Source organism: Pleurocapsa sp. FMAR1, from assembly GCF_963665995.1.
Classification (GTDB): domain Bacteria; phylum Cyanobacteriota; class Cyanobacteriia; order Cyanobacteriales; family Xenococcaceae; genus Waterburya.
Genome location: NZ_OY762512.1, coordinates 4933411 through 4960249 on the forward strand (window position 1 = coordinate 4933411; position 26839 = coordinate 4960249).

General features: G+C 39.5%; 25 protein-coding genes and 3 pseudogenes. 14 read left to right on the forward strand and 14 right to left on the reverse strand.

Translation table 11 applies throughout. The features are described 5' to 3' along the window. Positions 1 to 78: 78 nt before the first annotated feature. Together SLP02_RS23930 and SLP02_RS23935 are read right to left on the reverse strand one after the other, a co-directional pair. A complete protein-coding gene (locus tag SLP02_RS23930) occupies positions 79 to 1521 on the reverse strand; it encodes an O-antigen ligase family protein (protein WP_319423230.1) in 1443 nt (480 codons plus the stop codon). A gap of 150 nt (positions 1522 to 1671) precedes the next feature. Beyond that, complete coding sequence (locus SLP02_RS23935; RefSeq protein WP_319423231.1) at positions 1672 to 2040, reverse strand: endonuclease domain-containing protein; 369 nt, start codon at positions 2038 to 2040, stop codon at positions 1672 to 1674. Positions 2041 to 4301: 2261 nt separating this feature from the next. Here SLP02_RS23935 and SLP02_RS26860 point away from each other — a divergent pair. The 6 genes and pseudogenes from SLP02_RS26860 to SLP02_RS23960 all read left to right on the forward strand — a co-directional run bounded on the left by SLP02_RS26860 (position 4302) and on the right by SLP02_RS23960 (position 7122). Continuing rightward, a pseudogene (locus SLP02_RS26860) lies at positions 4302 to 4880 on the forward strand (type IV pilin protein). 110 nt (positions 4881 to 4990) lie between these two features. Then, positions 4991 to 5219: pseudogene (locus SLP02_RS26865) on the forward strand (prepilin-type N-terminal cleavage/methylation domain-containing protein); the annotation flags it as partial. Between the two features lie 566 nt (positions 5220 to 5785). Continuing rightward, positions 5786 to 6145, forward strand: coding sequence for a hypothetical protein (locus SLP02_RS23945; protein WP_319423233.1), 360 nt, complete (start codon positions 5786 to 5788; stop codon positions 6143 to 6145). Beyond that, the gene (locus SLP02_RS23950) at positions 6129 to 6344 is read left to right on the forward strand and encodes a hypothetical protein (protein WP_319423234.1); all 216 of its coding nucleotides are present in this window, start codon (positions 6129 to 6131) and stop codon (positions 6342 to 6344) included. Before SLP02_RS23945 ends, SLP02_RS23950 begins: the two co-directional genes overlap by 17 nt. Before the next feature lie 182 nt (positions 6345 to 6526). Beyond that, on the forward strand, positions 6527 to 6772 hold the full coding sequence (locus tag SLP02_RS23955) for a ribbon-helix-helix domain-containing protein (protein ID WP_319423235.1): 246 nt from the start codon (positions 6527 to 6529) through the stop codon (positions 6770 to 6772). Further along, positions 6772 to 7122: a type II toxin-antitoxin system PemK/MazF family toxin gene (locus SLP02_RS23960; protein ID WP_319423236.1), complete on the forward strand. Its 351-nt coding sequence runs from the start codon at positions 6772 to 6774 to the stop codon at positions 7120 to 7122. Before SLP02_RS23955 ends, SLP02_RS23960 begins: the two co-directional genes overlap by 1 nt. Before the next feature lie 94 nt (positions 7123 to 7216). Here SLP02_RS23960 and SLP02_RS23965 read toward each other — a convergent pair whose 3' ends face one another. Both SLP02_RS23965 and SLP02_RS23970 read right to left on the reverse strand, forming a co-directional pair. Next, a complete protein-coding gene (locus SLP02_RS23965; protein ID WP_319423237.1) occupies positions 7217 to 7345 on the reverse strand; it encodes a hypothetical protein in 129 nt (42 codons plus the stop codon). Between the two features lie 218 nt (positions 7346 to 7563). Continuing rightward, positions 7564 to 8130, reverse strand: a complete 567-nt coding sequence (locus SLP02_RS23970) for a Uma2 family endonuclease (RefSeq protein ID WP_319423238.1) — start codon at positions 8128 to 8130, stop codon at positions 7564 to 7566. A gap of 156 nt (positions 8131 to 8286) precedes the next feature. Here SLP02_RS23970 and SLP02_RS23975 point away from each other — a divergent pair, with 156 nt between their 5' ends. Next, positions 8287 to 8757, forward strand: coding sequence for a DUF29 domain-containing protein (locus SLP02_RS23975; protein WP_319423239.1), 471 nt, complete (start codon positions 8287 to 8289; stop codon positions 8755 to 8757). Positions 8758 to 8826: 69 nt separating this feature from the next. Here the strand turns inward: SLP02_RS23975 and SLP02_RS23980 are convergent, their stop codons facing one another. Further along, complete coding sequence (locus SLP02_RS23980) at positions 8827 to 9645, reverse strand: alpha/beta fold hydrolase (RefSeq protein ID WP_319423240.1); 819 nt, start codon at positions 9643 to 9645, stop codon at positions 8827 to 8829. Between the two features lie 526 nt (positions 9646 to 10171). On the opposite strand from SLP02_RS23980, the gene SLP02_RS23985 reads away from it, so the two are divergent. The 3 genes from SLP02_RS23985 to SLP02_RS23995 all read left to right on the forward strand — a co-directional run bounded on the left by SLP02_RS23985 (position 10172) and on the right by SLP02_RS23995 (position 14057). Next, entirely contained in the window at positions 10172 to 11446 is a 1275-nt protein-coding gene (locus SLP02_RS23985) for an O-antigen ligase family protein (protein ID WP_319423241.1), read from the forward strand. 27 nt (positions 11447 to 11473) lie between these two features. Next, positions 11474 to 13582, forward strand: coding sequence for a nucleotide-binding protein (locus SLP02_RS23990; RefSeq protein ID WP_319423242.1), 2109 nt, complete (start codon positions 11474 to 11476; stop codon positions 13580 to 13582). A 121-nt stretch (positions 13583 to 13703) separates the two neighbouring features. Next, positions 13704 to 14057 (forward strand): hypothetical protein, encoded by a 354-nt coding sequence (locus tag SLP02_RS23995; protein WP_319423243.1) that lies wholly within the window; start codon positions 13704 to 13706, stop codon positions 14055 to 14057. Positions 14058 to 14079: 22 nt separating this feature from the next. On the opposite strand, the gene SLP02_RS24000 is transcribed toward SLP02_RS23995, so the two are convergent. After that, on the reverse strand, positions 14080 to 15354 hold the full coding sequence (locus tag SLP02_RS24000) for a flippase (protein WP_319423244.1): 1275 nt from the start codon (positions 15352 to 15354) through the stop codon (positions 14080 to 14082). Between the two features lie 477 nt (positions 15355 to 15831). Between SLP02_RS24000 and SLP02_RS24005 the strand changes: the two genes are divergently transcribed. From SLP02_RS24005 to SLP02_RS24015, 3 genes are read left to right on the forward strand one after another with little or no spacing between them, the layout of a single operon-like run. After that, positions 15832 to 17148: a glycosyltransferase family 4 protein gene (locus SLP02_RS24005; protein WP_319423245.1), complete on the forward strand. Its 1317-nt coding sequence runs from the start codon at positions 15832 to 15834 to the stop codon at positions 17146 to 17148. Continuing rightward, complete coding sequence (locus SLP02_RS24010; RefSeq protein ID WP_319423246.1) at positions 17102 to 17908, forward strand: PIG-L deacetylase family protein; 807 nt, start codon at positions 17102 to 17104, stop codon at positions 17906 to 17908. Before SLP02_RS24005 ends, SLP02_RS24010 begins: the two co-directional genes overlap by 47 nt. Positions 17909 to 17920: 12 nt before the next feature. Then, positions 17921 to 18751, forward strand: a complete 831-nt coding sequence (locus SLP02_RS24015) for an FkbM family methyltransferase (RefSeq protein ID WP_319423247.1) — start codon at positions 17921 to 17923, stop codon at positions 18749 to 18751. 243 nt (positions 18752 to 18994) lie between these two features. On the opposite strand, the gene SLP02_RS26870 is transcribed toward SLP02_RS24015, so the two are convergent. Further along, positions 18995 to 20131: a sensor histidine kinase gene (locus tag SLP02_RS26870; RefSeq protein ID WP_413467425.1), complete on the reverse strand. Its 1137-nt coding sequence runs from the start codon at positions 20129 to 20131 to the stop codon at positions 18995 to 18997. Between SLP02_RS26870 and SLP02_RS26875 the strand changes: the two genes are divergently transcribed. Further along, the gene (locus SLP02_RS26875; RefSeq protein WP_413467426.1) at positions 20113 to 20181 is read left to right on the forward strand and encodes a hypothetical protein; all 69 of its coding nucleotides are present in this window, start codon (positions 20113 to 20115) and stop codon (positions 20179 to 20181) included. The two genes, SLP02_RS26870 and SLP02_RS26875, sit on opposite strands and share 19 nt — an antisense overlap. 55 nt (positions 20182 to 20236) lie before the next feature. Here SLP02_RS26875 and SLP02_RS26880 read toward each other — a convergent pair. From SLP02_RS26880 to SLP02_RS24050, 7 genes and pseudogenes are all read right to left on the reverse strand, one after another. Then, positions 20237 to 21085: pseudogene (locus SLP02_RS26880) on the reverse strand (response regulator); the annotation flags it as partial. Between the two features lie 44 nt (positions 21086 to 21129). Next, on the reverse strand, positions 21130 to 22026 hold the full coding sequence (locus tag SLP02_RS24025) for a YihY/virulence factor BrkB family protein (RefSeq protein ID WP_319423249.1): 897 nt from the start codon (positions 22024 to 22026) through the stop codon (positions 21130 to 21132). A 116-nt stretch (positions 22027 to 22142) separates the two neighbouring features. After that, positions 22143 to 22364: a hypervirulence associated TUDOR domain-containing protein gene (locus tag SLP02_RS24030; protein ID WP_319423250.1), complete on the reverse strand. Its 222-nt coding sequence runs from the start codon at positions 22362 to 22364 to the stop codon at positions 22143 to 22145. Next, the gene (locus tag SLP02_RS24035; protein WP_319423251.1) at positions 22345 to 22869 is read right to left on the reverse strand and encodes a DUF4385 domain-containing protein; all 525 of its coding nucleotides are present in this window, start codon (positions 22867 to 22869) and stop codon (positions 22345 to 22347) included. The genes SLP02_RS24030 and SLP02_RS24035 overlap by 20 nt, the downstream gene beginning before the upstream one ends. A gap of 81 nt (positions 22870 to 22950) precedes the next feature. Continuing rightward, positions 22951 to 23505 (reverse strand): DUF6658 family protein, encoded by a 555-nt coding sequence (locus SLP02_RS24040; protein ID WP_319423252.1) that lies wholly within the window; start codon positions 23503 to 23505, stop codon positions 22951 to 22953. Between the two features lie 105 nt (positions 23506 to 23610). Continuing rightward, entirely contained in the window at positions 23611 to 25317 is a 1707-nt protein-coding gene (locus tag SLP02_RS24045) for a mechanosensitive ion channel family protein (RefSeq protein WP_319423253.1), read from the reverse strand. A gap of 160 nt (positions 25318 to 25477) precedes the next feature. Further along, entirely contained in the window at positions 25478 to 26746 is a 1269-nt protein-coding gene (locus SLP02_RS24050) for an aspartate aminotransferase family protein (RefSeq protein WP_319423254.1), read from the reverse strand. Positions 26747 to 26839: the final 93 nt, after the last annotated feature.

Sequence of the window (26839 nt, forward strand, 5' to 3'; positions counted from 1 at the left end):
ATCGCACCATTTCAAATCCTATACATACATCAACATCGCATCACCACACATCTTGTAGGGGCGAACGGCGATTCGCCCCTACTCCTTCTTGCCTTTAAATAATCTCGTACAGCCTAAACCGACGCTTAACCCCCACCAACCAAGGTGACTAAACTGACCTGATTCATACCAGGTAAGAGTATAAACTAGATAAGTTATGGCTACTGCCTCAATACCCAATAACGTTGATTTGAAAGCGCAAATAAGAAAGAACATCAACAGGGAAATATAAGATATAAGACCAAAAATTCCGACGGAGATAGCAGTATCTATAATTAAGTTATGGGCTTTCTGAACCATGATCACTCCTACATGAACCATGCCATCGACCCCTAAATATGTGAAGAGAAACTCTTTTAAACTTAAAATCTCAGCTACGTCCACCTTATCGAACAAATAACCTTGATGTTGTCCCGTCCAATCAGCAATGAAGGGAAAGGCAATACCAAGACCATCAAAGCCCCAGCCAAATAAAGGTCGTTTGGCGATGCCTTGTAATGATAGTTTCCATAAATCCATGCGAATGCCGAAGGAAGTAAAATCATTAAGCTTGATGCCATGCTTGACAGATTCGGACGAAGCAGATGATGTTAATTCTGGCGTAAGCAACGTTGCTGAAGTTTTAAATATTAGATAACTAACTAAAAATAAACCTACTCCGTAGCAAATTACTATTTTCCGCTTTTTCGAGTCAGAACGAAAGCGTACAAGTAAACAGGTCAACGCTACAAGTAGAGCTAATAATGCAGTTCGGCACTTGGTATGGAAGAGAGCAGTACATACAAGCAAATAAACTACTCCTGCAAGAGGGGGATAGATCCAGCCCCAAAGTAATCCCAACAGAGTTAATACTACTTCTATAGCTAAAGGAAAAGCAACTTCCCCACGATTGGTATAAAAGCCAATAGGCATTTGTCCCTTCCAGATCTTGCTTTTGAGCATTTCTGGATTTATCTTGCTAATTTGTCCAGAGGTAGTAGTATAGTCGATGCGCCAATCATAAACTTGAATAAAAATACTAAGAGCTAAAATTACTCCTCCCATCAGAAGACCGTAAACTTGATAACGAATAAGTTTGGGCTTTAAATGCAGCAACAAAGCGTTACTAACCACAAAAGCTGCTACAAAAAACCAGTAAAATAAACCGTCACCTAGCGATGGTAGACCCCAAAAGGAACGTAAGGGAAAGGGACTTAAGAAAGTTGAAGTTACTCCAAAACCTAGAAATAATAACCAAAGACCAAATCCTATCTTCCAGGCGGAGGGTATCACTAAGGCATAACGACTTACATGATGTAAGACTACTAATAAGTTCAGGATAATAAGTAGTTGAATAACCAATAATTTAGGTTCAATCCAAATTTTTCCCCAATCCTCTCCACCCCAAGGATTAATTAATATAATGCTTAGGGCAAAGAGAAAGCCGTACAGATAAGGTATGACTGTTTTATTCTTATAAAAGTTAAAGTTACTAATTTCCATAGTTTGAAATGCTATCAATCCCAAAAAGATAACAGCAATTTTTTATTATGGCTTGAGTATTATTAAGCTAAGTTAGCAATACCAACCGAAATTGACTTTTCCATTTATCAACACCAAATACCATTCAATAAGTTCCCCCCAAGTGGGGGGCTAGGGGGGCGAAATAATCGCCTTAATCTGTTCCAAAACCCAAGGCAAATCATTCAATACTTGTTTATTACTGAATCTCAATACTTTATAACCGTGTTCTTCTAATTTATCGGTTCTAGCGCGATCGCGATCTGTTTGTTGATTGTGAATTTCTCCGTCAACTTCCACAACCAATTTACAAGAAGCGCAATAAAAATCTAAGATAAAATTTCCTACAGGATGCTGGCGACGAAACCGTAACCCTTCTAGCTGTTTGTTTTTCAAGGCTGACCATAAATGTGTCTCTGCGGTCGTTAAGTTCTTTCTTAATCTCCGCGCAGCCTCTTCTATTTCGGGAGTTGTCCCACGAATTCTTGGTTTGTAGTTCATAAATAAATAGCCCCCTAAATCCCCCAAGCATGGGGGACTTTTAGTTTAACTTCTGACTCGATAATTAAGGCGATCGCATCACCCATCAACTAACATCAAGCACCATTCAACCTATTCCCCCCAAACTTGGGGGGCTAGGGGGGCGAAATACCGATGTGTATATTTAACCGCCCCCTAAATCCCCCACGCTTGGGGGACTTTCAGTTTAACTTCTGACTCGATAATTAAGGCGATCGCATCACCCATCAACTAACATCAAGCACCATTCAACCTATTCCCCCCAAACTTGGGGGGCTAGGGGGGCGAAATACCGATGTGTATATTTAACCGCCCCCTAAATCCCCCACGCTTGGGGGACTTTCAGTTTAACTTCTGACTCGATAATTAAGGCGATCGCACCACCCATCAATTAACATCAAACACCATTCAACCTATTCCCCCCATACTAGGGGGGCTTGGGGGGCAAAATGATTTAACCGCCCCCTAAATCCCCCACGCTTGGGGGACTTTTAGTTTAACTTCTGACTCGATAATTAAGGCGATCGCATTACCCATCAATTAACATCAAACACCATTCAATCGTTCCCCCCAAACTTGGGGGGCTAGGGGGGCGAAATGCCGATGTGCATATTTAACCGCCCCCTAAATCCCCCACGCTTGGGGGACTTTCAGTTTAACTTCTGACTCGATAATTAAGGCGATCGCACCATCCATTCATCAACATCAAACATCATTCAATCGTTCCCCCCATACTTGGGGGGCTAGGGGGGCGGAATGCCGATGTGCATATTTAACCGCCCCCTAAATCCCCCACGCTTGGGGGACTTTTAATTTAACTTCTTTCTCTGAGAATTAAGGCGATCGCATCACCCATCAACTAACATCAAGCACCATTCAACCTATTCCCCCCATACTTGGGGGCTTGGGGGGCGAAATGCCGATGTGCATATTTAACCGCCCCCTAAATCCCCCACGCTTGGGGGACTTTTAATTTAACTGTTGACCCGAAAATGACCAAACGCGATCGCACCATCCATTCATCAACATCAAACACCATTCAATCGTTCCCCCCATACTTGGGGGGCTAGGGGGGCGGAATGCCGATGTGCATATTTAACCGCCCCCTAAATCCCCCAAGCCTGGGGGACTTTTAATTTAACTTCTGACTTGATAATTAAAGCGATCGCACCACCCATCAATTAACATCAAACACCATTCAATCGTTCCCCCCATACTTGGGGGGCTTGGGGGGCAAAATGATTTAACTGCCCCCTAAATCCCCCAAGCATGGGGGACTTTCAGTTTAACTGTTGACCCGAAAATGACCAAACGCGATCGCACCACCCATCAATTAACATCAAACACCATTCAATCGTTCCCCCCAAACTTGGGGGGCTAGGGGGGCGGAATGCCGATGTGCATATTTAACCGCCCCCTAAATCCCCCAAACCTGGGGGACTTTTAATTTAACTGTTGACCCGAAAACCATCAAGCGCGATCGCACCACCCATCAATTAACATCAAACACCATTCAATCGTTCCCCCCAAACTTGGGGGGCTAGGGGGGCGGAATGCCGATGTGCATATTTAACCGCCCCCTAAATCCCCCAAACCTGGGGGACTTTTAATTTAACTGTTGACCCGAAAACCATCAAGCGCGATCGCACCATCCATTCATCAACATCAAACACCATTCAATCGTTCCCCCCATACTTGGGGGGCTTGGGGGGCAAAATGATTTAACTGCCCCCTAAATCCCCCAAACCTGGGGGACTTTTAATTTAACTATTGACCCGAAAATGACCAAACGCGATCGCACCACCCATCAATTAACATCAAACACCATTCAATCGTTCCCCCCAAACTTGGGGGGCTAGGGGGGCGGAATGCCGATGTGCATATTTAACTGCCCCCTAAATCCCCCAAACCTGGGGGACTTTTAATTTAACTATTGACCCGAAAACCATCAAGCGCGATCGCACCACCCATCAATCAACATCAAACACCATTCAATCTGTTCCCCCCATACTTGGGGGGCTAGGGGGGCAAACAAAACCATTAATTTAATCTTCTTCAAAGATACATAATAAATGTGATTTAGATCGCTGTTAATACTATTAGTTATTACTAGCAAACATTCCTAAAAAAACTTTTTTAATGATGATATGTTTTGTTGATCGCCTGGGTAATTTCTAAGTAGGAAAGAAAAACCTAAAACAAACACACAAAACACAAACTCTTATTAATTGAAGGATATAACCATGAATAACGTATTTACTGCTAAATTATTACAAAACCTACGTAACAAAAAAGGCAAAAAGGTTTTACATTAATCGAACTATTAGTTGTTGTAATCATTATCGGTGTATTGGCTGCTGTTGCTCTACCTAACCTACTAGGTCAAGTTGCTAAAGGAAGACAAGCTGAAGCGAAAAACAACCTCGGTGCAATTAACCGCGCTCAACAAGCTCATCGTTTAGAAACTGGAAATTTTGGAGTGATTCAACTTGTTAACGTGGCTGCTGCTGTTGCTCCTATTGGTACTCCCCCTACTGGTGGATCTCCTGCTAGGTACTTATGGGTATTACTGGTAGTAACTATACTTACACCGATTTAGGCTACTTCAACTTCAGTCCAAGCTTAGCTCAAGGAGCAACCGCTAAGCCACTTATGAAAACGACATCTTAGACTACACTGCTGCTGTAGGTCAACAAAGCGATGGTACATTTCGGTCAATTGTTGTGAATCAAACGCAGTCAACGGTGCTACTGACCTATTGCAGCAAGCCAGGTACTGCTACTGCTGCTCCTGCCTGTCTTGGTGCCTCCACTGCACTATAATTAGCTTGATACTAAATAGTTTAATAAAAGAGCATTTTATATAAATAAAATGCTCTTTTTTTTTACTTAAAAACTTTATATAAAATACAATTAAAATATAAGATGAACTTATGTTCAAATTATTAAAAAACTATTTGATAACTCCAGACTTAAAAAAACCAGGGTTTACTTTAATTGAATTATTAGTTGTAGTAATTATTATTGGTGTTTTGGTGCTATTGCCTTACCAAATCTTCTCGACAAGTAGAAAAAAGTAGGCAAGCCGAAGCAAAAATAAATTTCGGTGCTATTAATAGAGTTCAACAAGGTTATCGTTTTGAAAATGGAACTTTTACTACTTTAAACTAATTTGCCAGCTCGTCTTTACAGGTAAATATTACACTTATGCTGATATCGGAACTCCAAATGCTCAAGGAGCAGTTAATATAGCAACAGTCATAGGTTCTTTGAAAATGAGATCAAAGATTATTCTTCTGCTGTAGGTCAAACTACATCTGGTGCTTATATAGGAATAGTCTGCGAACAAAATACTGTTGATGGTGCAATCGCACCAATTCCTGCTACTGTTACTGCTGGTGTTCCTGCTTGCACTTCTGGCACTACTCAAATTTTTTAACTAAAATTAAATTATTTAACTTTTTTTTTATTGTTTATTCAAATTTGTTTTTATCAAAACCAATGATTAAAAAGCTCTAAATTTCGATTAACTAACCAAGTTGTATTATTAGGAGCAATACTATTTATTATCTATAATCGCAATTTACAATTTGCTCAGATTGATAAAATATCAAAAAAAACCTTAACAAAGAAACCTATTTAAAACAGAAAATCGGCAGAATTTAAAACTATCTTTTCTGAAAAAAATGCCAACCTTTGGCTTAGATAATCTAATTGCAGATTGGACAATGCTGCAGTTCATCCAATATTTTGGCGATGGCGAAGCTAGAAACGCAACTGGTTATTCATTAAGTGCTGATTATCTTAGAAGTAATTGCCCAAAACGATCCTTCTTTAGTCGTGCCTATATAATTATTTCTCCTGCCTCTTCTATGTTTGCGGGTACGCCAGAACGTACTGTGGCAATAATGAATAAAGGTTTAGCTCAAATGTCAGCTAGTACTCCTGATGCTTATTATGTTTGGCTATATAAAGGTGTAGATGAAATTCTATTTTTAGGAGATCTGCAAGCAGCTAAAAATTCTTATCAAATGTCAGCAGAGTGGGCTAATCAAGCTGGAAATCAAAAAATTGCCAAAGTCTGCTAAAAATACAGCCGAATTTTTAGCAAGTAACCCTGATACAAAACAAGCACAAGTAGGTGTCTGGTTTATGGTTTGGAATAATGCAAAAGACGAACGCATCCGTCAGATAGCAGAAGCAAAAATTGAGAGTATTGGTGGTGAATTAAAAGTTTATCCTGATGGCAGAGTTGAAGCTATCCCGCCCAAGACAAGCAAATCTTAAATTGAAATAATTAAATAATTAATCGCAATTACCGATCGTGTTCACATCATTACGATGAATGGCGATCGCTCTTGTACGAAGACCGCCAAACCCTGTAGGGGCGATCGCGCGATTATTTTTGCTAGATTAAATCTACACACCAATAATGTGTATTAAAAATACTTATTGAAACAAGATAGAGAATGAATCGTCGCATTAATATCACTTTGCCAAACGAAACTATTGAATTACTCAATCACATAGTTCCCAAAGGCGATCGCAGTCGTTTTATCAACGATGCAGTCAAATATTATATTACTGAAGTTGAAAAGAAAAAACTAAGAGAACAGTTAAGACAGGGAGCTATTGAAAGATCGCAAAGAGACTTAAATCTTGCTGAAACTTGGTTCGATCTCGAAGAAGAGGTATGGCTCGAAAACCAAAAATAATGTTACCGAAACGTAGTGAAGTGTATTTAGTCAATTTCGACCCTACTATTGGTTCAGAAATCAGAAAAACTCGTCCTGCTTTAATTCTCCAAAACGACATCGGCAATGAATTTAGCCCTATTACAATTGTTGCAGCTATTACTTCTCAGTATGATGACAATCTCTATCCTACTGAAGTTTTCATTGAACCTCCCGAAGGCGGACTTAGTAATAATTCTGTAGTATTGCTCAATCAAATTCGCTCTATAGATAAAAAACGACTTATTAAACGGTTAGGTAAACTTACTTTGACATCAATGAAACAAGTCGAACGAGCAATTCAAATTAGTTTTGAATTAATAAAATTATAAGAGCGAAGCGATAAAGTATTAGTGTCAAATTGCCAGAGTCAAGTTGATTTTTCTAAATTGATTTGCAGCGATGAATTGTCATATTGATGTGGATCTATTTTTTGCGATCGCTTTTGTCTCTCTGTTCTATAGTTAGATTAACTGTCTGCTCTGATGATAATCCCAGCTTAGATATTAAATTAGGAATTTCTTTTACCTTCACGTCTTTAAAAATCTCTTTCATTCGTTATTCTTTAGCTTAAAGCGATCGCATTACAATTTCTTAAATTATAATGTTTAACTTTCATCGAAGGTTATCCGTATCTGCATCTGGAATAATTAGTACCTGCATCCTAATCGATCGCCATTACCGATCGATCGCCTCGTATGAACACCGTCAAACCCCGTAACGGCGCTCGCGCGATCGCCGAATAAAAGCAAAACAAAAAAAGCGATCGCTCTTTATTCAGCAATAAAAATTTGTTTGGGAGTTAACTTAATTTCTGTAAAAGTAGGTGAAACCAATTCCTGCTCAAATGTAAAAATAGTTTCCTCATATAAACCTTCATCTAATACTAAAATTGTGACCTGTTGTTCTATGGGATCGACAATCCAGTATTCATCGATTTCTATCGCTGCATATTCAGATCGCTTATAGCGATAATCTCTTTTGATCGATTCAGGACTAACTACTTCTACAACTAATAAAGGGGAAGTTTTTAATACTCCAGATTCATCTAACAAATCCATGACTTGCTCTTTTTGAACCACATACACATCGGCAATGCGTGATTTACGCCATCCTGTCCTAATTCCCCCTTCTCTAATTGCCAACCACGGGAGTTTAAGGCGATTTATTTCTGCTTTAAAAGCATCCTGAATAAAGTCGCTAATCAGAATATGGCGAAAAGTTGGAGGGTTCATTAATTCTAGTTTGCCGTCTACCAGTTCGTAACGACTATCAGGATCTTGGTCGTACTGTAAATATTCCTCAAAGGAGAATATTTTTGTTGTAGTTGTGGCAGTCATTGAAGTTAACAGCAAGAATACTGTAATTTGAGTGTATTGATATTATAACTAAACTAGTTTTCGCGATTATTGATTGAATTGACTGCATCGGTTGTAATGCCTAATTATCCCTGCAAAGTATAATTGAACTATAAATATTCCTATTAGAGTATCAACATGGCTACTCAACTGTCCTCAATTACAGATACGAAGAATCTTTATAACCGTGATTATTATCTTTGGTTATCCTATACTGCTCAATTAATCAAAGATGGGAATTTTTCTGAAATTGATGCAGCTAACTTGATTGAAGAAATCGAAGATATGGGCAGAAGTGAAAAACGGGCAGTAAAAAGTAATTTAATTATTTTGCTGTTACATCTGCTCAAATATAAATATCAACCAGCAAAGAAAACTAATAGTTGGAAAGCTAGCATCAGAGAACATCGACGTAGATTAAGAGATGATTTTAAAGTTAGTCCTAGCTTAAAACGCTATTTCCAGGAAGTATTTGAAGAATCTTATCAAGATAGCAGAGAACAGGTTGCTGATGAGACTGGATTACCTATCGATACTTTTCCAACTCTTTGTCCTTTTACGATCGCTGAAGTCCTCGATTCTAATTACTTACCGCCAGAAACCATTTAATTACGGTAATTAAATGAAATATAGCCCCAATAAAAACTATGGCGATCGCTCAAAAATGAATTAGAGAATTCAATCTACACTATTTACTCGGTCGATAAAATTGGCGATCGCTTGATTCACCACTTGCGGATATTCGGCAATCAATAGATGTCCCGCTTCTGGTAAATGTAAATGTTGTCCTAGCTGAAAACTATTTGCCAACTCTTGTCCCATCTGTTTTGTAAACATTGAGTCTTGACCAGCACTAATTACTAAGATAGGTATTTTCTTTTTCATCGGGGTTTGGCGACGTTGCCAAAAATTGTAGCCCCAAAAAATTTCTAACGCTTCGTAAGGATGGGGTTCGAGAGGAACAGGGCTTTCTGCCAAAAACTGTTCTATTTTTTTGCCTTGATGATTGCTAGATAAACGGTTTGTCAAAGACTGCACTTTGGGAAAGCGATAAAGGTGTCTGCCTCCCCAAGCTAAAAACTTGATTAGGGGAATTTCCCACCAAGGTGCAAGATCGTGAGTGCCACCTGCGATCAAAACTAGGGCTGTAGCTGAATTATATCTTGCCCACTCTAAACCCAAAGGGACACCATAACTATGACAACAAAGAATTGGTGATTTTATCTGATAGCGTTGGAGTAAGCGAGTTAAATCACGGCAATGTCTGCCCACAGAATAGCGATCGTAAGCACTAGACTGTCCGTGTCCCGCCAAATCATAAGCCAATACTTGTCTATGGCGATCGCTAAAAAATTCATATTGCGATCGCCAGTTAAATCGATTTCCCAATCCTCCATGCAAAAAAACTAATCCTGGCTTAGTTCCAGCATGATAGCTAACCTGTAAATCTACTTTACGGCGCAGGTTGATTAATTCACCCTTGAGATAGTCTGTCAAGACTCAATTGTTATTTATTTGGAATTTATACTTACATTATTAACTAAAGCCAGACAATAAAACATTTAATTGCTTATGTGCCAAAGGGTAAAAATGCGATCGCCAACGGGATTATTTAAAACCAGAAGCTTAAATAATTATTGTAGCTACTTAAATTTTAAGAAAATTAATACCAACTAAAGTGTTTAGTCTTAATTCACCAACATAAATAAATCCAATTGTTTCACAGTTGAACACTTAAACAGCTATCAAACATAGTCATGTCATTATTAATGCCAAAATCCTGTCAGCGCAGGATATGTTTGATATGATTGAAATCAAGTCACCGCTACCATAAACGCAAGTTAGTTAGCGATACACATAACCTTTTAAACGACTTAAGAATTTATTTTATGAGTAAAAAATTAATCTTGATTGCTTAAGCATTTTAGTTGGCAAGGTGTGCCAATTCAAACTTTAGGATTTATTATATTATCTATCTTTATATCGAAACTTTTTATCAGTAAATTAAGCTAAATGAACAGCTATGATGACGAATAATACTAGCAAAACGTTTAGAATTTTTGAATTTGTTTTTTCAATAGCCGCTTTATTTCATCTATCCGAAGCTATTACTCCCCTATTTTTGACCAAAGGAGCAAATGAAGGTGACGGTATAGCACTAAGTGCTTACGATTTGTCTCTTAACGCCAAAATGTCTTTGCTGGTTTACTTTGTGACTTTTGTTCTTTTGGCAATGAGATGGAAAAGAGTTCTCCCTGTACTTTCTAGCAATAAGTTGCTCTTTATCTTAATGGCAATTGTTTGTTTTTCCTATTTCTGGTCTATTAACCCACCCCAAACTTTTAGATTTGCTGTTTACGCCCTCGGTACTACTGCTTTTGGACTTTATCTGGCAACCCGTTATACTTTGTCCGAACAGATGAATTTGCTGACTTGGACTTATGGATTGTTATTGATCTTAAGTATTTTGTTTGTAGTGGCAATACCTAAATATGGTCTGATGGGTGGAGTGCATGAAGGGGCTGTTCGCGGTGTATTTACTCATAAAAATCAGTTTGGTGCATTTATGGCTCCTTCTGGGGTAATTTTCTTTTTAAGTGCCTTGAGTAATCAAAAAAATAGCTGGATTTATTGGTTTTTGCTGGTTCTTAGCTGCGGTACGATGGTAATGTCGCGGTCTACAACAGCTTTAGGGACATTTCTAGTCATGTTGATGCTGTGCATAGTTTATCGTATCTTTCGCTGGCGATATGAGGTAATGGTTTCGGCAATTTTAGCTGTAATTATTGTCGGTGTCGGTGTTCTGGTTTATTTGGCTGGATACGTAGGCGAGGATGCACTCACTAGTTCTGTAGGTAAAGATACAACATTATCGGGCAGAACCCTAATCTGGAAATATGTTTGGGATCAAATTCAGCTACATCCCTGGTTGGGTTATGGACTCTCAGCATTTTGGAATGGTTTTGAGGGCCCTTCTGGCTATATACAATTAGCAACGGGGATAGGCGTAATTTATGCTCACAATGGATTTTTAGATATTTGGTTGTCTATAGGGATTATCGGCTTGGGTGTTTTTTTAATCGGCTTTGTGATTACAATATCCCAATCTTTAGCTTTATTAAGAAGAACTAACAGCCCAGAAGGGTTTTGGCCTCTTTTGTTTTTAAGCTACGTTCTGTTGTCTAATTTGACTGAGGGAACAATAAATAGTATGAGTAGTTCTTTTTGGGCGCTCTATGCAGCAATATCTTATTCCCTAATCATAGCTAAGAACAACAATTACAAAATTTACGATTAATCTAACAGTAGAGACAGTTGGAGTTGAATGAATGAATTTTTTTCTGATAATTTTCCAGATGATCTTGCCAGTGGTAAGACTATTGGGAGTAAAACTGCTGCTGGTATTGAAAGAAAAGGAATAGATCGAGAAAAGGCGATCGCCATTGACAATCATGCTCTGCGTTTCAAGCCTTTGATTCAACCTGGTTGGGGTAGACAGGGTATTGCCTACGGCAAATATCAGCGAGCCAACGGATTGACTATGGCGGTATTGCTGCTTAATGGTCATAATACTTCTCAGGCTGAGACGATTGAATGGCTTTATAAAAGGATTCCTCGCTGGTTAAAAGGTAGCGAAACTGAATCAATATTGAAACGGGTTACTACCTGGTTAGGAAGCCAGCACAAATCAGCAACACCAAGACGTTTACTTAGTTGGTTTCGCATGGCAGCAGAGGTAACTAAGTTTTTTCCCCTACCTAAAATTAACGATAATTTGGCAGTGGGTTGGTTTACTGATGCCGTACCTAGTAACCTACCTGAAAACGCCAATAATTTTGTTATTCGCGCCACGGGAGCAGAAAACGGCGAGTTACTAGCTAAAGTAGGTACAAAACTACTCTCGATTTTACGGGGACTACAGAATGTGCCTGTATGTTATGTGGTGATTTTAAGAGAGCAGGGGGCAGCTTACTATGCAGCCTCTATACCGCAGGTTTATGGCTTACCGAGTTTTCCGCAGCTTCGTCCAGTAGCCATTGATACTGTTAATCTTGAACCAACTCTTTATGCAGGTGTTTATCAAAGCGTCCTCGGTCAAATTGGCTTTCGTGCCGATACTAGAGTGTATGGGGTAAAGGTAGAAACCATTTCGGCACTAGCTACTTGGTACGGTACGGCTCATGGTGCAGATGCCTTAATAGGAACAGGAAATCTTGCCTCTGTTCCTGCCGAAGCAGGAGGAGCTTGGCAGATTATTATTGGTAGTTTTGAGCGCACCAAACAAGGTTTGATAGCCACGCAAAGTGATAGTCTGGCGATTTTAAAGCCTCAGACCACTTCTGGACTATTACACGCTAAAATTTGCTTTAGCAATAAGGAGAGTGCGATCGCCCCAGAAGATAAATCAGCTACCATTGGCATAGTCTGGAGATTTCAAGATCGCCATAATTACTGGTGTTGTGAGATCGACAATCATAGAATATGTCTTCAGTTGATTGAGGCTGGACAAAAAGAAGTATTGGTCTGTGCTGAAGACTTTTTAATTGCCGATGGAGTGGGTCATCTACAAATATTAGATGATGGACAAGAAGTAAAAATCTATTTTGATGGTCAGTTAATTGGCAATTATACCGACGAACGATTAGCAACTGCTACAGGTGTAGGCATAGCTATATCTAACGAAAATTCTGATTTGTATTTACAGAATTTTGAAGCTCATCCCCGTACTGTAACTCTTCCCACTCTCGATTTTGATTTGCCCTGGTGGCAAGAAGGCAAAGATATTGTCATTGAAGATGATTTTAACAACTGGGAGGGAGATCTAAGCGGCAAGACTACCTTGTTGGGCAACCAAGTCTGGCAAAAAACTATCGGCAAAGGTGTCTTTGAAATTTTACAATCTGGCATTGCCAAAGTAAAAGCCGACGTTGCTAATCCTAATCCAGATCGCACTGCCTATACTGTGGCGGTAGATAATTCTAGCTTTGCTGATGTGTCAGTAACCATTGTTCCTCCTGGAAAAGAACGAGGTCAAGGAGAAAAAGGGCGAGGCGGTCTAATTTTTTGGCAGGATAAAGATAATTACATCATTATCAATACCTGGCTGGATGACTTTTATGAAGGAGAGTCAATTTCCTGTTTTTTCCGTATTGCTGGCTTTGAAGAAATTTATGATGCGGTGTGGTCAAATATTGGTCGGGCGATCGCTTTTGGGCAACCTTATACTCTTAGGATAGTCTTTGATGGTAATCATTATTCGGTACGAGTAAACAATCAAACCGTTTTATATCGCGCTCTTACTGATGTTTATCCCTGGGCTAATGCTTTAAAGATCAATCGCGTTGGCATCGTAGCTAATTGGGAATGGGGAAATGATACTGGCAGTGGCTTTAGTAATTTTATCGTCAGAAAATCTGACCAGCATAACCAATAAATTTACAGTTAACAACTAAGGTAAACTCAAAATTTAATCTGGCAATAATGTAAAAAAAGTGCCAGATTTAGAGTAATAATAACAGTTATTATCGGCGTAAATACATTACACTTATTTCCCCATGAATACTCACACACCTACAGCACTTACTTTAGAAAAAATTCAACTACTTTTATCCTTTAAACAAGATATTTATGATTGGTTTCACAGACAAGACTATTTTTTAGATGCTGCTCAACTCCGCTCTCGAATCAAACAAAATACTCAGCAGGTTCGTAGTATAGCCATGGAAAATAACTGTCTTAAGCTTGTGTCAACTGCTCCTCCGACTCAAAATGGATTAACAATCAGAGATTACGATCCTTTTAATAGTGTTTTAGATACTCCTTATTATGGAGTTTCTTTTATTCCCACAATTATCGAGATGATTGATGAAGCTATTGGCGTTTTAGAGAGTCCTAGATATTCTAAATAATGCCAAAGAAGATCGAGCTTTTCTAAGCTGCTTTTTGTTTCTGATAAAACCAAGCTACAGCGATCGCCAAACAAACAACTCGAAAACTATCAGAACTTAATGTTGCCCAGGCTGCTCCTTTCCAAGAATACAGGGGAATTAACCAGAAGTTCAAACCCACGTTGGCTAAAGCCGTTGTGACTTGAATAGCACTGCGGGTTTTTTGAAATCCAGCCCCCGTGAGGGTGTCAGCTAATAGTAACTGGATTGAACCAATAATCGGGATAGGTGCCAACCAGCGAACTGTGGCGATCGCATTGTGGTATTCATCTCCTAAAATATAGGTTATCCAGGGAGCAAACAACAAAAATCCAGTTAGGGAAATAACGCTATATATTGCCACAAAAGGTAATAAACGTTTTGCTAAACTTAAACAGCCTTTAATTCCTTTGGCACCCTCCAGGAAAAATCTAGGATAAGAGGCTCCCAGCACGGCATAAATAGGAATACTACCAACTTCGATCAGCCGATACGCTGCACCATAGATTCCTGTTGCTTCTAAAGTTGCCATACTTGCCAACATTGTCTTGTCTATATTGGAGTTGATATTGTATGCCGATTCACCAATCGAAAAGTACAATCCTTGGTGAGCCATAGTAGGTAGGATTTTAGGGGCTAATTTGGGTTTGGCTAAAGTTTTGTTGATCCAGATAATGCCGATTAATGCCGTAGTTAATGAACTCAATAAGTATAAATATGACCACTGCAACAAGCTTGGTTGACTAAAGCAGGTTGCTAACACTATAGCCGCTAAAAACTTAGTGATTGTACCGATAATTTGTAGCAGAGAAGAATTTTTAAGCAAATCATAAGACATAAATGCCTTGGCACTGACAACAAAGATAGCTAAACCGCCTAAATCTGCTAACAAAATTGCCAGGATCGCGGGTAAATTATCTATGTTAGAAAAAACGGTTGGCGAGATAAAGTAAGCAACAAGGGTCAAAGATAGACTAGCCAAAAAAACAATTAGTAAAGCATTCCCCCAATAAGTAGGAAACACTTTTTTGTCTTTCGATACCTGTTGAATTAAAACGTCTCCGCTGCCTAAATTAGCAAAAGGAAAAATCAAAGCAGCAAAGGCAGTAATTCCCACAAAAGCACCATAATTCTCTGTACCCAGGACACGGACAATCAGGGTGAAGTATGCTGCTTGGCAACCTAAATTAATCGCTTTTGCTAATAGTTCCCAAAGACTGTTTTTAACTAAAGGTTTTTGCGATATATTCTTTATTTTTCGGCTTAAATTCTTCAACACTAAGTAGGTGGGCAAATTATAACGGCTCAGACCTTATATAATTATACTATTGATTTTTTAGAGTTTATTATTAATTTCAAAGTTGGTTTTATTTCCTGTAAATTGCTTTATTTGGTAATATATTTTATATATAAATATATTACATAGATATAAGATTCTAAATATAAAGCTTGTATAAAGAGACTCTCAAAATTTCAGCAAGTAAAAAAATTAAATATAAAGTTTGAGTAAATATAAAGACAATCAAAGAGATTACGGTTAAACTTGTAAATAAGCTATTTGTCTCGGTCAATAGCTAATAAAAAACATTGGCTTATTAATATTTTTTAGATACTTCCAAAGACATATTTAGACACTTCTAAAAACATATTTAGATACTTCTAAAGACATATTTACAATTCCAAAAAAAACGGGATATTCTTAGTTTAATTTATTTATTAACTTTAATTTATTACTTAGATAGGGGATAGAATTAGTTTGAAATTATCTCTAGTAAATCAACCTTGGACAATAGCTGCTCCCCCTGAAGGTAGCGACTCAACAGGAATATGGAGTTATCAGGTTAGTCGTCGTCTAGTAAAGTATTGCCAGATAACTTATTACGGCTGCAAAAGTAAGTTAAATCCTTCTCAAGAATCAGATTCAAACTTATCTTCCGATAAAATAGAATACAGAGGAATTTCTCATCGGCTAGATAGTTTACTGAAAATACCCAGAGCGATCGCAAAAAGGCTTAATACCAGCTCTCTGCTGCCTTATTTTGCCTCTACTTGGTTTCATTACGGTTATGGTAGGCAGGTTGCACGGGATGCTGCTCAAAGAGGTAGTGACATTATTCATATTCACAATCATTCTCAGTTTGTGCCGATAGTTCGCAAGTATAACCCCAATGCCAAAATAGTTTTACATCTTCATTGCGAATGGGTAAATCGTCTGAGCCAAGAAGCGATCGCCAAAAGGCTGGCAAAGCTAGACTTAATTATTAGCTGTAGCGACTACATAACTAACAAAATTGCAACTCGCTTTCCTGAATACGCGGGAATTTGTCGCACGGTCAATAATGGAGTTGATGCCGATTATTTTGTTCCAGCCGCTACTCGTCCACAAAATAGCCAAGATGCGCCACAAATGCTTTTTGTTGGTCGTATTTCACCAGAAAAGGGAGTTCACGATCTAATAGATGCTTTCATCGAAGTAACAGCTACATACCCTGATGCTGTCTTAACTATTATCGGACCTCATATTATAGTTGCTAAAGAAATGCTGTTCGATCTACAGCATGAACCAGAGGTGCAGGCTCTAGAACCTTATTATGGAGTTAATTACCTGGAATATATTAAGAGTAAAATTCCTCCTCACCTGTCTGACCAAATAATTTTTGCCGGTTCCCTACCTCAAGAACAAGTATTACCTTACTACCAACAAGCAGATGTAGTAATCAATCCATCTTTAAGCGAAGCCTTTGGCATGAGCTTGGTAGAGGCGATGGCGACTCAAACACCAGTAGTGGCGACCAAAATTGGTGGCATGACAGAAATTGTTAATGACGGTGTGACTGGTTTGTTGAGCGATCCAGGAGATATCCAGGCTTTAGCTAATGCCATTACAGCCATAATTTCTGAACCAGAGACAGCCAGAAAAATGGGAGAAGCTGGCAGAGAAAGGGTTTTGCAGTATTATACTTGGGAACAGATCGCTAAAAGCTTAGTCTTTAATTACGCAACTATGGGGGTAAATATCAAAGCAGATGACTCTAAGAAAGAAGTTGCGCGATCGCTATCTCCAGCAAATTGACCAAATAAAACCCCTGCCTGCCAAAGAGTTGTCAGCCTCGGCGATCGTTTTTTCTCCCCATCAGGATGATGAGACTTTAGGCTGTGGTGGCACAATCATTCGTAAACGGGAGGCGGGGGCAGAGGTCAAGGTAGTTTTTATGACTGATGGCAGTCGTTCTCATAATCATCTTATACCTGAAGACAAGTTGATTACGCTGCGTCAACAGGAGGCAATTAAAGCTGCTGAATGCTTAGGATTATCCTCAGATGATGTGGAGTTTTTTGGCTTTCGTGATGGAGAACTAGAGCCGAAAACGGCAATTGCAGTCGAACGGGTTGAGCAACTACTTTTACAAGACCAACCTCAACAGATATTTATCCCTTATGCTCGCGAAACCCATCCAGACCATAAAGCTACCACGAACATAGTCTTAGCAGCGTTGGCAAACCATCCTCAAATTATTGTTTATGAATATCCCGTTTGGTACTGGCATCATTTTCCCTGGACAAATAGATCGGGCGATCGCACTTCTCAAATAGGATATTTTAAGGCTAGTATTAAGGCTGGCTTAGGTCGGCAGCTACTACAAGAATTTAATTATCGCGTGGAAATTGAGTCAGTCAAAGCCCAAAAACAGCTTGCTTTAGCTCAACACCAAACCCAAATGGAGCGTTTAGTTGATGATCCAAATTGGGGACTGCTTGAAGATGTTTCCAATGGAGAGTGGCTAGAATGTTTCTTTCAAACTCAAGAAATCTTTCGTCGTACTATTATTTAACTTCTTAAAATCATGATTAAACAAGCAATATTTCGCGTTTTACCGTTGTTTCCCGTCAACGTTCTCGAAAAGCTAGCAGCATCTAATCCAGGTTCATTGGGCTATCGTCTGGCTACGGCTGGTTTGCGCCAGCGAGATGTAACCGTCAGAAACGGCATTGCCAAAGAATTAAAATTTAATACAGGAGAATCTTGTCCAGAATTGGCATTAGGAACTTATGAAGTACCGATTCAAAATATTTTTGCCCAACATCTAAAGGATGGAGACGTTTTTTATGATATTGGCGCAAATGTCGGCTTTTTTACGGTTATTGCTGCCAAATTAGTTGGCAATACTGGCAAAGTCTATGCTTTTGAGCCAGGTAAAGGAAACGCTAAGAGCGTGCGTCATAATGCCCAACTAAATAATTTTAGTCAGGTTGAAGTCATCGAAAAAGCTGTTTCCCATACATCAGGGTCAGGGCAGCTACTATTAGCTCAATATTCTGGAGGACACGCCCTAGCTACGGCAGATGCGCCACCCGATCTGGCAGGAGAAGTAACCGTAGATCTAGTGTCAATTGACGATCTGATTGCTCAAAACCAGATTCAGCCACCCAATTTTGTCAAGGTGGATGTTGAGGGAGCAGAATTAGATGTGTTAAAAGGCATGACCGAAACCATGAAAACTCATAAACCCACTGTTATTTATGAAATTGATGATGGCGATCGCACTGCTTACGATCACAAGTATAAAGAATTAGAGTCGTTTCTTCAGGGTTTGGGCTATAAAGTTACCCCAACTGAAAACTCTTACGACACAATTGATTGGTGTGTCGGTCATGCGATCGCTACTCCTGTATAACGGGAATTCGGTTTAAACAAAAGCAGACAAATCAAAGCGATCGCCGCCAATTAAGACTCAGGCGATCGCTTTGCTTTAATAGATATTAGCTATAGTCATTCCAATTAATTTCCTCGTGATTGACTGGTTTTAAGTTAGAGGTCAGAGGTCAGAGGTCAGAGGTCAGAAGTCAGAAGTCAGAAGAATTTGAGGTACTTACAAAATTTTTCTTTCGTATGGTTTTTATCTGGAATGACTATAAAATTAATCGCCGTTTTGACTCTGTTTGCGCCAAGTAAAGAAAAAAGTAGATCCCTCACCTAGTTTAGATTCAACTCTCACCATACCGCCTCGATCTTCGACAATTTTTTTGACAATAGATAAGCCAATGCCTGTACTTTCAAAGGTGTCTCTAGCCTGTAATGTCTGAAAAATAGTAAAGATTCGCTCATGATATTGGGGATCTATACCTTGTCCATCATCAGATACGGCAAATTCGTAAAAGTCATTTTTATTTTGGGCGGAGATAGTTATCTTGCCTGATTTTTGGGGATGATATTTAATGGCATTATCAATTAAATTAGCAAATACCTGTCGTAGTAATACTACTTCGGTCTTGATGGTGGGCAAATCAGCCGCGACAAATATGCTAAATTCTGGAGGTGGTGACAAAGAATCAATTACCTCTTTGACTAAATTACCCACGTCTATAGTTTTGACTAGGTTATTTTTTCGCCCCACACGAGAATACTCTAATAATCCTTGAATCAATCCTTCTAAACGCTGAACACGAGACTGCATTAGCTGAAGTTGCTGTTGGTTTTCTTCAGGAATTTCTCCTGCTAAATCTTCCCCTAGCCAAGTAGCTAAATTGGCGATCGCCCGTAACGGTGCTTTGAGATCGTGAGAGGTAACGTAGGCAAAATGATCTAATTCTTGGTTACGTTTTTTTAATAGGGCGGTGGTTTTAAGCAGTTCTCGATTGACCCATTTAAGCTCCAGAACTCTTTCCTGTAAGGATTTTTCCGTCTGCTTCTGCTTAGTTAAGTCCCGCATTACCGTAGAAATATACTCAATGCCATCAGCAGATTTGTGAGCCAATATTAGCTGAGATACGGGTATTTCTTGCCCTTCTCGATCTAGAATTGCAGTCTCCCCTAGCCAACTACCTTGAGCAATAGCCGTAGGAATTCCTTCTTCCTGAATAATCTTATATGCCCAATCAGGATAGTAGTTGACAATAGATAGGTAGGCAGGTTTGTCATCAGTAATCCCTCTTATGTGCTTCATTTGCGGATTATTCCAGATAACTTTGCCTGCTGTATCGACCAATCCTATATAATCTTGAGAAGCTTCTAATACCTGAACCAGCCGTTCTAATTCTGTTTCTAGCTGCTTTATGGTTTTTAATTCACTTTGCAGATTATCAATCAACTCTGCCTGTTGAATAGCGATCGCTAGCTGTACCGACAATTTATCTAGTAGTTCAATTTCATCTTTTTGCCAATGACGACTATAGCTACACTGATGGGCAATTAATAAGCCCCAAATAGATCTATTTACTTGGGAAGGAGCAAGTAAAATCGGCACAATCACATTTGCCTTGACCTGAAATTCTTCTAGTAACTGAAGATGACACTGAGAAAATCCCGCTTTATACACATCATTTATGGCTAATATTTCTCCTCGTTCATATTTATCTAATCCTTTTTCTTGGAAGCAAGTATCAATTATGTTTGCTCCCAAAGACGGTTTCTGACCTGATATAACCGACTCGGCAACAATATTACCAGTCAGATCTGGGGCAAAACGATAGACTACAACGCGATCGCAATTGAGCAATATTTGAACTTCTTTGACTGCGGTATCGAGAATTGATGATATGTCTAAAGTTTGACGGATGCGTAAAGAAGTTTCGGCGATTAACTGTTGTTTCTCTATGTTCTTGGTCAACAAAGATTGTAAATGATGCTGCTGTAAAACTCTTTGGACTGAAGTAGTTAAAATTTCAGGAGTTAATTTGTCTTTAACTAAGTAATCTTTTACACCGCTTTTCATCGCTTCTACGGCGACCATTTCATTCCCCCGTCCAGTAATCATAATAGTTGGGGGAATTACGTCCAATTGTCGTTTTAATCTGGTCAAAAATTCTAAACCATCAAAATCTGGCAGAAGATAACCGAGCAAAATCAAATCTGGCTGTATCGATTCTAGAAGCGACAAACCTTTTTCTCCAGATTCAGCTTCAACAAGCTGATATACAGACAATTTTTCTTGATTTAAGTAGCGACGATAAACTGCCCTCTCTTCAGTGGAGTCGTCAACTATTAAAATTGTGTATTGACCAGAAATCATTTGAACCTATATAGATTTTGGGCGTTTGATAAATTAACAACCTTTTAAAATGTTTCATTTAATTCTGCATGACTATCGGGGCGGATTTTTTGACCGTACTTGCGAGCATAAACCTGGGTAAATTCTGCTCCAAACAAAAGAATTTGAGCCGAGTAAAACACCCAAGCCAGAAAAACGATTAAAGAACCCGCAGCACCATAAGCCGAGCCTAAACTACCTTGACCTAAATATAGACCAATTAAATATTTACCGATAGTAAATAAGAAGGCAGTAATTGTTGCCCCTACCCAAACGTCTTTCCAGCGGATTTTGACATCAGGCAGATATTTATATATCAGGGCAAACAGTAAGGAGATGAAGCCAAAGGAAACTCCAAAATTGAGTAGTTGCCAGAAAAAAGTAAAGCCAGGCAGCAAATCAATTGGTAATTTACCAATGCCTGACAACATGGCACTAGTAATGAGAGACACTAAAAGTAAAAAGCCAATAGCCAACACCATTCCGAAAGACAGCAGACGTTTGCGAATAAATTCCCAGATGCTACCCTTCCCCTTTCTTGGTTTAGCTTTAACGTCCCATACGGTGTTTAATGCTTCTTGTAGCTGAGCAAACACCCCTGATGCGCCAACAAGCAAGACAATAACACTAATAATTGAAGCAATACTACTTATTTTTGGCTGATCGGCATTAGCCAAACCCGTTTCAATTATCTGTGCGCCTTGTTTCCCAACTAGACTGTTAATTTGTTCAATGATTTCCCCTCTAGCGGCATCTTGACCAAAAACAGCACCAGCAATTGCGATCGCAATTACCAAAAGAGGAGTTATAGAAAACACCGTATAGTAAGCAAGAGCAGCAGCCAGAAGTGTAACCTTATCTTCTTGCCATTCTACAAACGCCTCTTTAAAAAGCTGGAATACCGTTTTAATTCGTATTTGCATCTATAAAAATAAAAAACCACTGATCTTGCCATGATTTTGCTATTTTATAGTGGCGATCGCATCTAGCTAAAGAGAGATAATCTAAGGGATGAAGGATAAGGAAACAAAGATAACTGTTAATTGTTGTTCAACTCACTTCTAAGCTTTAAAACTTCTGTACCATCTTCTTGTTTAATCAAGTAAGCAGGGTTGTCATCAGTGCCGTGACGAGTAATCTTACTTCCCTTTATGTTCCTGGTTATATCTTGATGGTGAATCTCTTTTACTTTTCCTTCTGCTGTGCCATTGCCCCAATTCCAAGAAACGCGAGAGCCTGTTCTAATTTGTTTTTGTCCCATTTTTAGCTTGGTTATTAGCGTATTTCTGCTGGTGTTGCTCTAATAGCTGTTGATATTTGCTATTTACTTTTGCTTCTTGCCACTTTGCCTTAAAAATTTCTGCTGACTTGGCTTTGACAGGATCTATATCTAGGGGCAATATCTCTTGACGAGCTTCTTTTTCTGCTGCTTGAGAGCCTGCTTTTTGAGGATTGCTGCGATATTTCTTACCACTTTTGTGATTAGCGTAGCGTCTCGATCTAGTGTAGCCCATTTGCAAAAATTTACGCGCCATGTCTGCACCAACAAAATCATCTTGCTCTAAATATTCTAAGAACATCTGGTAGATTTTTTCGCTGGAGTTGGTGGCTATTTCAGGGTTTTTAAATCGCCAACTGGGTAATATTTCTGATTTGTATGGCTCTACTAATAAAACTCCCTGCTCTCCCTTGCCTACCTGATAAAGATCGGGGCGATCGCGAAGGTTCAAATTAGCGTAGTCTAAAGAGTAATCGAATTTTGCCATAATTAAAGACGCGAATAAATCGCGCCTCGAAAGACTTACCAGTTTAGATCACATTTTTATCAAAATTATTTTTTATTTCTTTTAGTTGTTTTTAGGTAGCGCGACTCGATCATCTATTGCTTGTTTAGCAGTATTTCCAGCTTCATCTATGACTTTCTTAGTTTCACCAGGAAGTCTTTCAAGATTGCCTTTTAACTTGTCAGATTTGTCGTCAATGTACTCTAAAGCTTTATCTTTGTTGTTTTCCAATTTACGAGAAAACGCTTTTGTGGCTTTTTCGTTGACATCTTCATTAAGTACTGAGCGTTCTCCCACGTTATCTACAAATTCGCCCAAGTTGTCGGCTTGGCGACGTTTGGCAGTATCAACCAATTCTTTCGCTTTAGCTGCTGTTCCAGCATCATATCGGCGATCGTCATTGTAGCCATTCATGCCACCTTCAAATGATTGGTTATCGTTGCGTTCATCATAGGTATCAGCCGTAGGTTCTGCTGCCTGTGTATAGCCTTTGCCTTCTGATTGAGCAACATCGCCTTTGTTACAGGCAGTGCTAACAAATACAAGAGAACTTGCTAAAAATACTGTTAGTATCTGCTTGATTGGTAAGTTTTTAATAATTTGAATTAGTTTTTTCATTATCGTCTCCTTGCTTTTAGTATTATACGACTGTAGACAAGATTGAAAATTATCGCTTCTATCAAAAGTATAATTGTTTGACAGTGTATCAATAGTGATAGGTTGTTAATTATTAAGATTTTGTTGATTGCTAATTATCTTTTTCTTATCAAACAATATCTGCTGTTGAGGAATGGGTATGGGTATTCCTGCTTGGTCAAAGGCAATTTTGATCCGACGGCGAAATTCTCTAGCTACATCCCACTGTTGTAATGGTTCAGTTTTGATCCAGACACGAATTAAAATTCCGCGATCGCTAAATTGCTCTATGCCTAAAATATTAGGAAACTCCCAAATGCGCTCCTGCCAATCAGGATTTTGAGTCATAACTTTGGCTACCTGATCGATTACATCGAGGGCGTGATCGATATCGGTTTGGTAAGCTACGGGGATAGTAATATCGGCTCTAGACCAGAGACTAGAACGATTTGCCACAATTTCGACGACGCTATTAGGCACAGTAATTAACCTGCCTTCAGCATCCCTTAACTGAGTAATCCGCAGATTAATATTTTCGACTAAACCGCTGACTCCGCCGATATCCACAATATCGCCTACGGCATAGCGATCGTCCCAAATGATAATAAAGCCGTTGATTGCATCCTTAATTAGATTTTGTGAGGCTAAAGATAGACCTAAACCCAAAATACCCGCACCAGCTAAAATTGGCGCCAGGTTAACTCCATTAATCCAAAAGGCTGATAAGATGCCAATTACTGACCATAGAATGGTTATAGTACTGCGTAAAATTCTCGTCGTGGTATTGATGCGTAATTTACCTCGTTGATTGACCGTTACGGCAGCAGATTGGCTGGCGATCGCAACTGCACTTAGCTTGGCAATTAAGAAGTAGCTGAGGCGGATCAAAATATAGGTAGCTAAAACAATCAGACCAATACGCAAAGGAATTCTTAAAGCAGCAATTAGCAAAAAAGCAGCAATTCGCGTTTGGGGAAATAAATTCAAAACATATAAAGTCCCACCACCCCAAAGTGCCACTTGAACTAGTTGCAATAAGCGAAATTGAATTTCGGTTATATTCCATTTTTGACGGTGCGCTAGCTGAGTTGCCAGGGGTAAAGTTTTAGAAAAGGCTTTTGGTGCTAGCCTCCGCGCCAACTTACCTAGTTTTCTAATTTCTGAGGTCAAGGGAAAATTACCGACCCAGATAAAGGCAAGGATTAATAAGCCGATGATTAGTTTTTTGCGGAGATATTGAGGCGATCGCTCTTTTTTCGCTATCTCTAAACCCTGCTCAATTTCCGAACTAAGCTGTCGCGCTCTAATTGGTACGCTAACATCATTGGCTGTGGCATCAGAATTGGTTACGGTAAATAAACGCTCCTGTTGGTCGCCCAAAACCAGATAGATATCCTGCAAATTACCATTTGGCTTGACAATGACTTTGGGTTGATTGTCGTCATCAGCTAAATAGCTTGCCGTTGCTTCTGCAAAGCGTTTTTGAATCTCATCAATTCTGTCAGATAGAAGTTCAGAATCTATAGCAGATAGTTTAAATAAGCAGCGTCCATCTAAACGAATACAGGCAGAATTAAAAGATTTTTCCTGTACCTGGCGTAAAAACCTTGAATAAGCTGCTATATCTTGGATATAGGGTAATTGCGCTACGGCTGGGGGCGTAATGCCAACGATAATAACTGTAAATAGGGCGAATAAAGTTACTAAGAACTTCTTGCTAATCATGAGATTGGGAGGAGCGTTCTTGTTGTTAGGCAAGTTTAGCTTAATCTGGGGTCTGTAAACTACCCGCATTACTTAACTGATGTTACGCGCGTTCTCGATCTGTAAGACCTTGGGACGTAGGGGCTTGGGGACGATTCAACTAGACTACGCTCCTCGTCACCCCGTCACCTCGTCGCCAACCACACTAGTTAGATTAAATGCGTAACACCAGTTAAACAAGGATAATTACTCAAGCTACTTTGGCGATCGCTCTTTCTAAAATGTTGACAGCCTCGTCAACTTCGGCGGTTGAGACTATTAAAGGAGGTACAAAACGCAATACTTTTGTACCTGCGGGGGCAAGGAGTAAACCCTCTTCCATTGCTGCTTTGACTAAATTAATCGAGGTCAAATCAATATCGGCACGTAATTCAATGCCGTTGATCAAGCCCCAACCCCGCACCTCGGTAAATAAGGAGGGATACTTTTTGGCGATCGCTCTTAGCCTAACTCTTAACTGTTCGCCTCTTGCCTGAACATTGTGCAAAATGCCTTCAGTTTCTATAGTCTGCAATACGGCTAAAGCAGAAGCACAGACAAAAGGATTGCCCCCAAAGGTACTAGCGTGATTACCAGGTTCAAATGCTGCACAGGAATCCTTACAGAGCATTGCACCGATGGGAATGCCTCCTGCTAAACCTTTGGCACTAGTCAAAATATCTGGCTCTACTCCTAACTTTTCGTAACCCCAAAGCTTGCCACTTCTGCCAACCCCTACTTGGACTTCATCAAAAACCAAGAGGATATTATTTTCGTCACAGATTTTGCGTAGCTTAAGGAAATATTCTAAATCTCCTGGACGCACCCCGCCTTCACCCTGCAAAGGTTCGATCATAATCCCGACTACGCGACTTAAAGTACCTTCATCGAGATCGGCGATCGCATTTTCCACCGCCGTAATATCGTTATAAGGAACATAGGCAAATCCAGTAGGTAATGGCGTAAAGCCCTTTTGATATTTTTCTTGTCCTGTGGCGGTAACGGTTGCTAAAGTACGTCCGTGAAAACTAGCTTTTGCCGTGAGGATAATTGGCTGTTCGACTTTATCTAAAACAGTGTGGGCATACTTTCTGACTAACTTAATTGCTGCCTCGTTAGCTTCTGCCCCAGAATTGCAGAAAAATACCTTATCCATACAGGAATTGTTAACTAACCATTCTGCAAGCTGTCCCTGTTCGGGGATATAATAAAGATTAGAAACGTGGTGCAGCTTTTTGATTTGCTCGCTGACCGCAGCAATCAAAGCAGGATGAGCATGACCCAAAGTACAGGTAGCAATCCCTGCCACAAAATCAAGATACTCTTTCCCTTCTGTATCCCAAAGACGACAGCCCTCTCCTCGCTCAATCGCAATGGGAAAACGACCATAGGTTGGCATCACGCTTTGATCGAAGCGATCGCGGTCGAATTCGGTCTTCTGGGAGATAGTTAGATTGTCTATAGGCGGGGATTGAACCATTAGGTTGCTCCTGGATAAAGTTTATCTTTTCAGAAAAATACATTTAAAATGGCAGTTGTTATCTGATATCACGAGGATTTTGTTCAAATAATC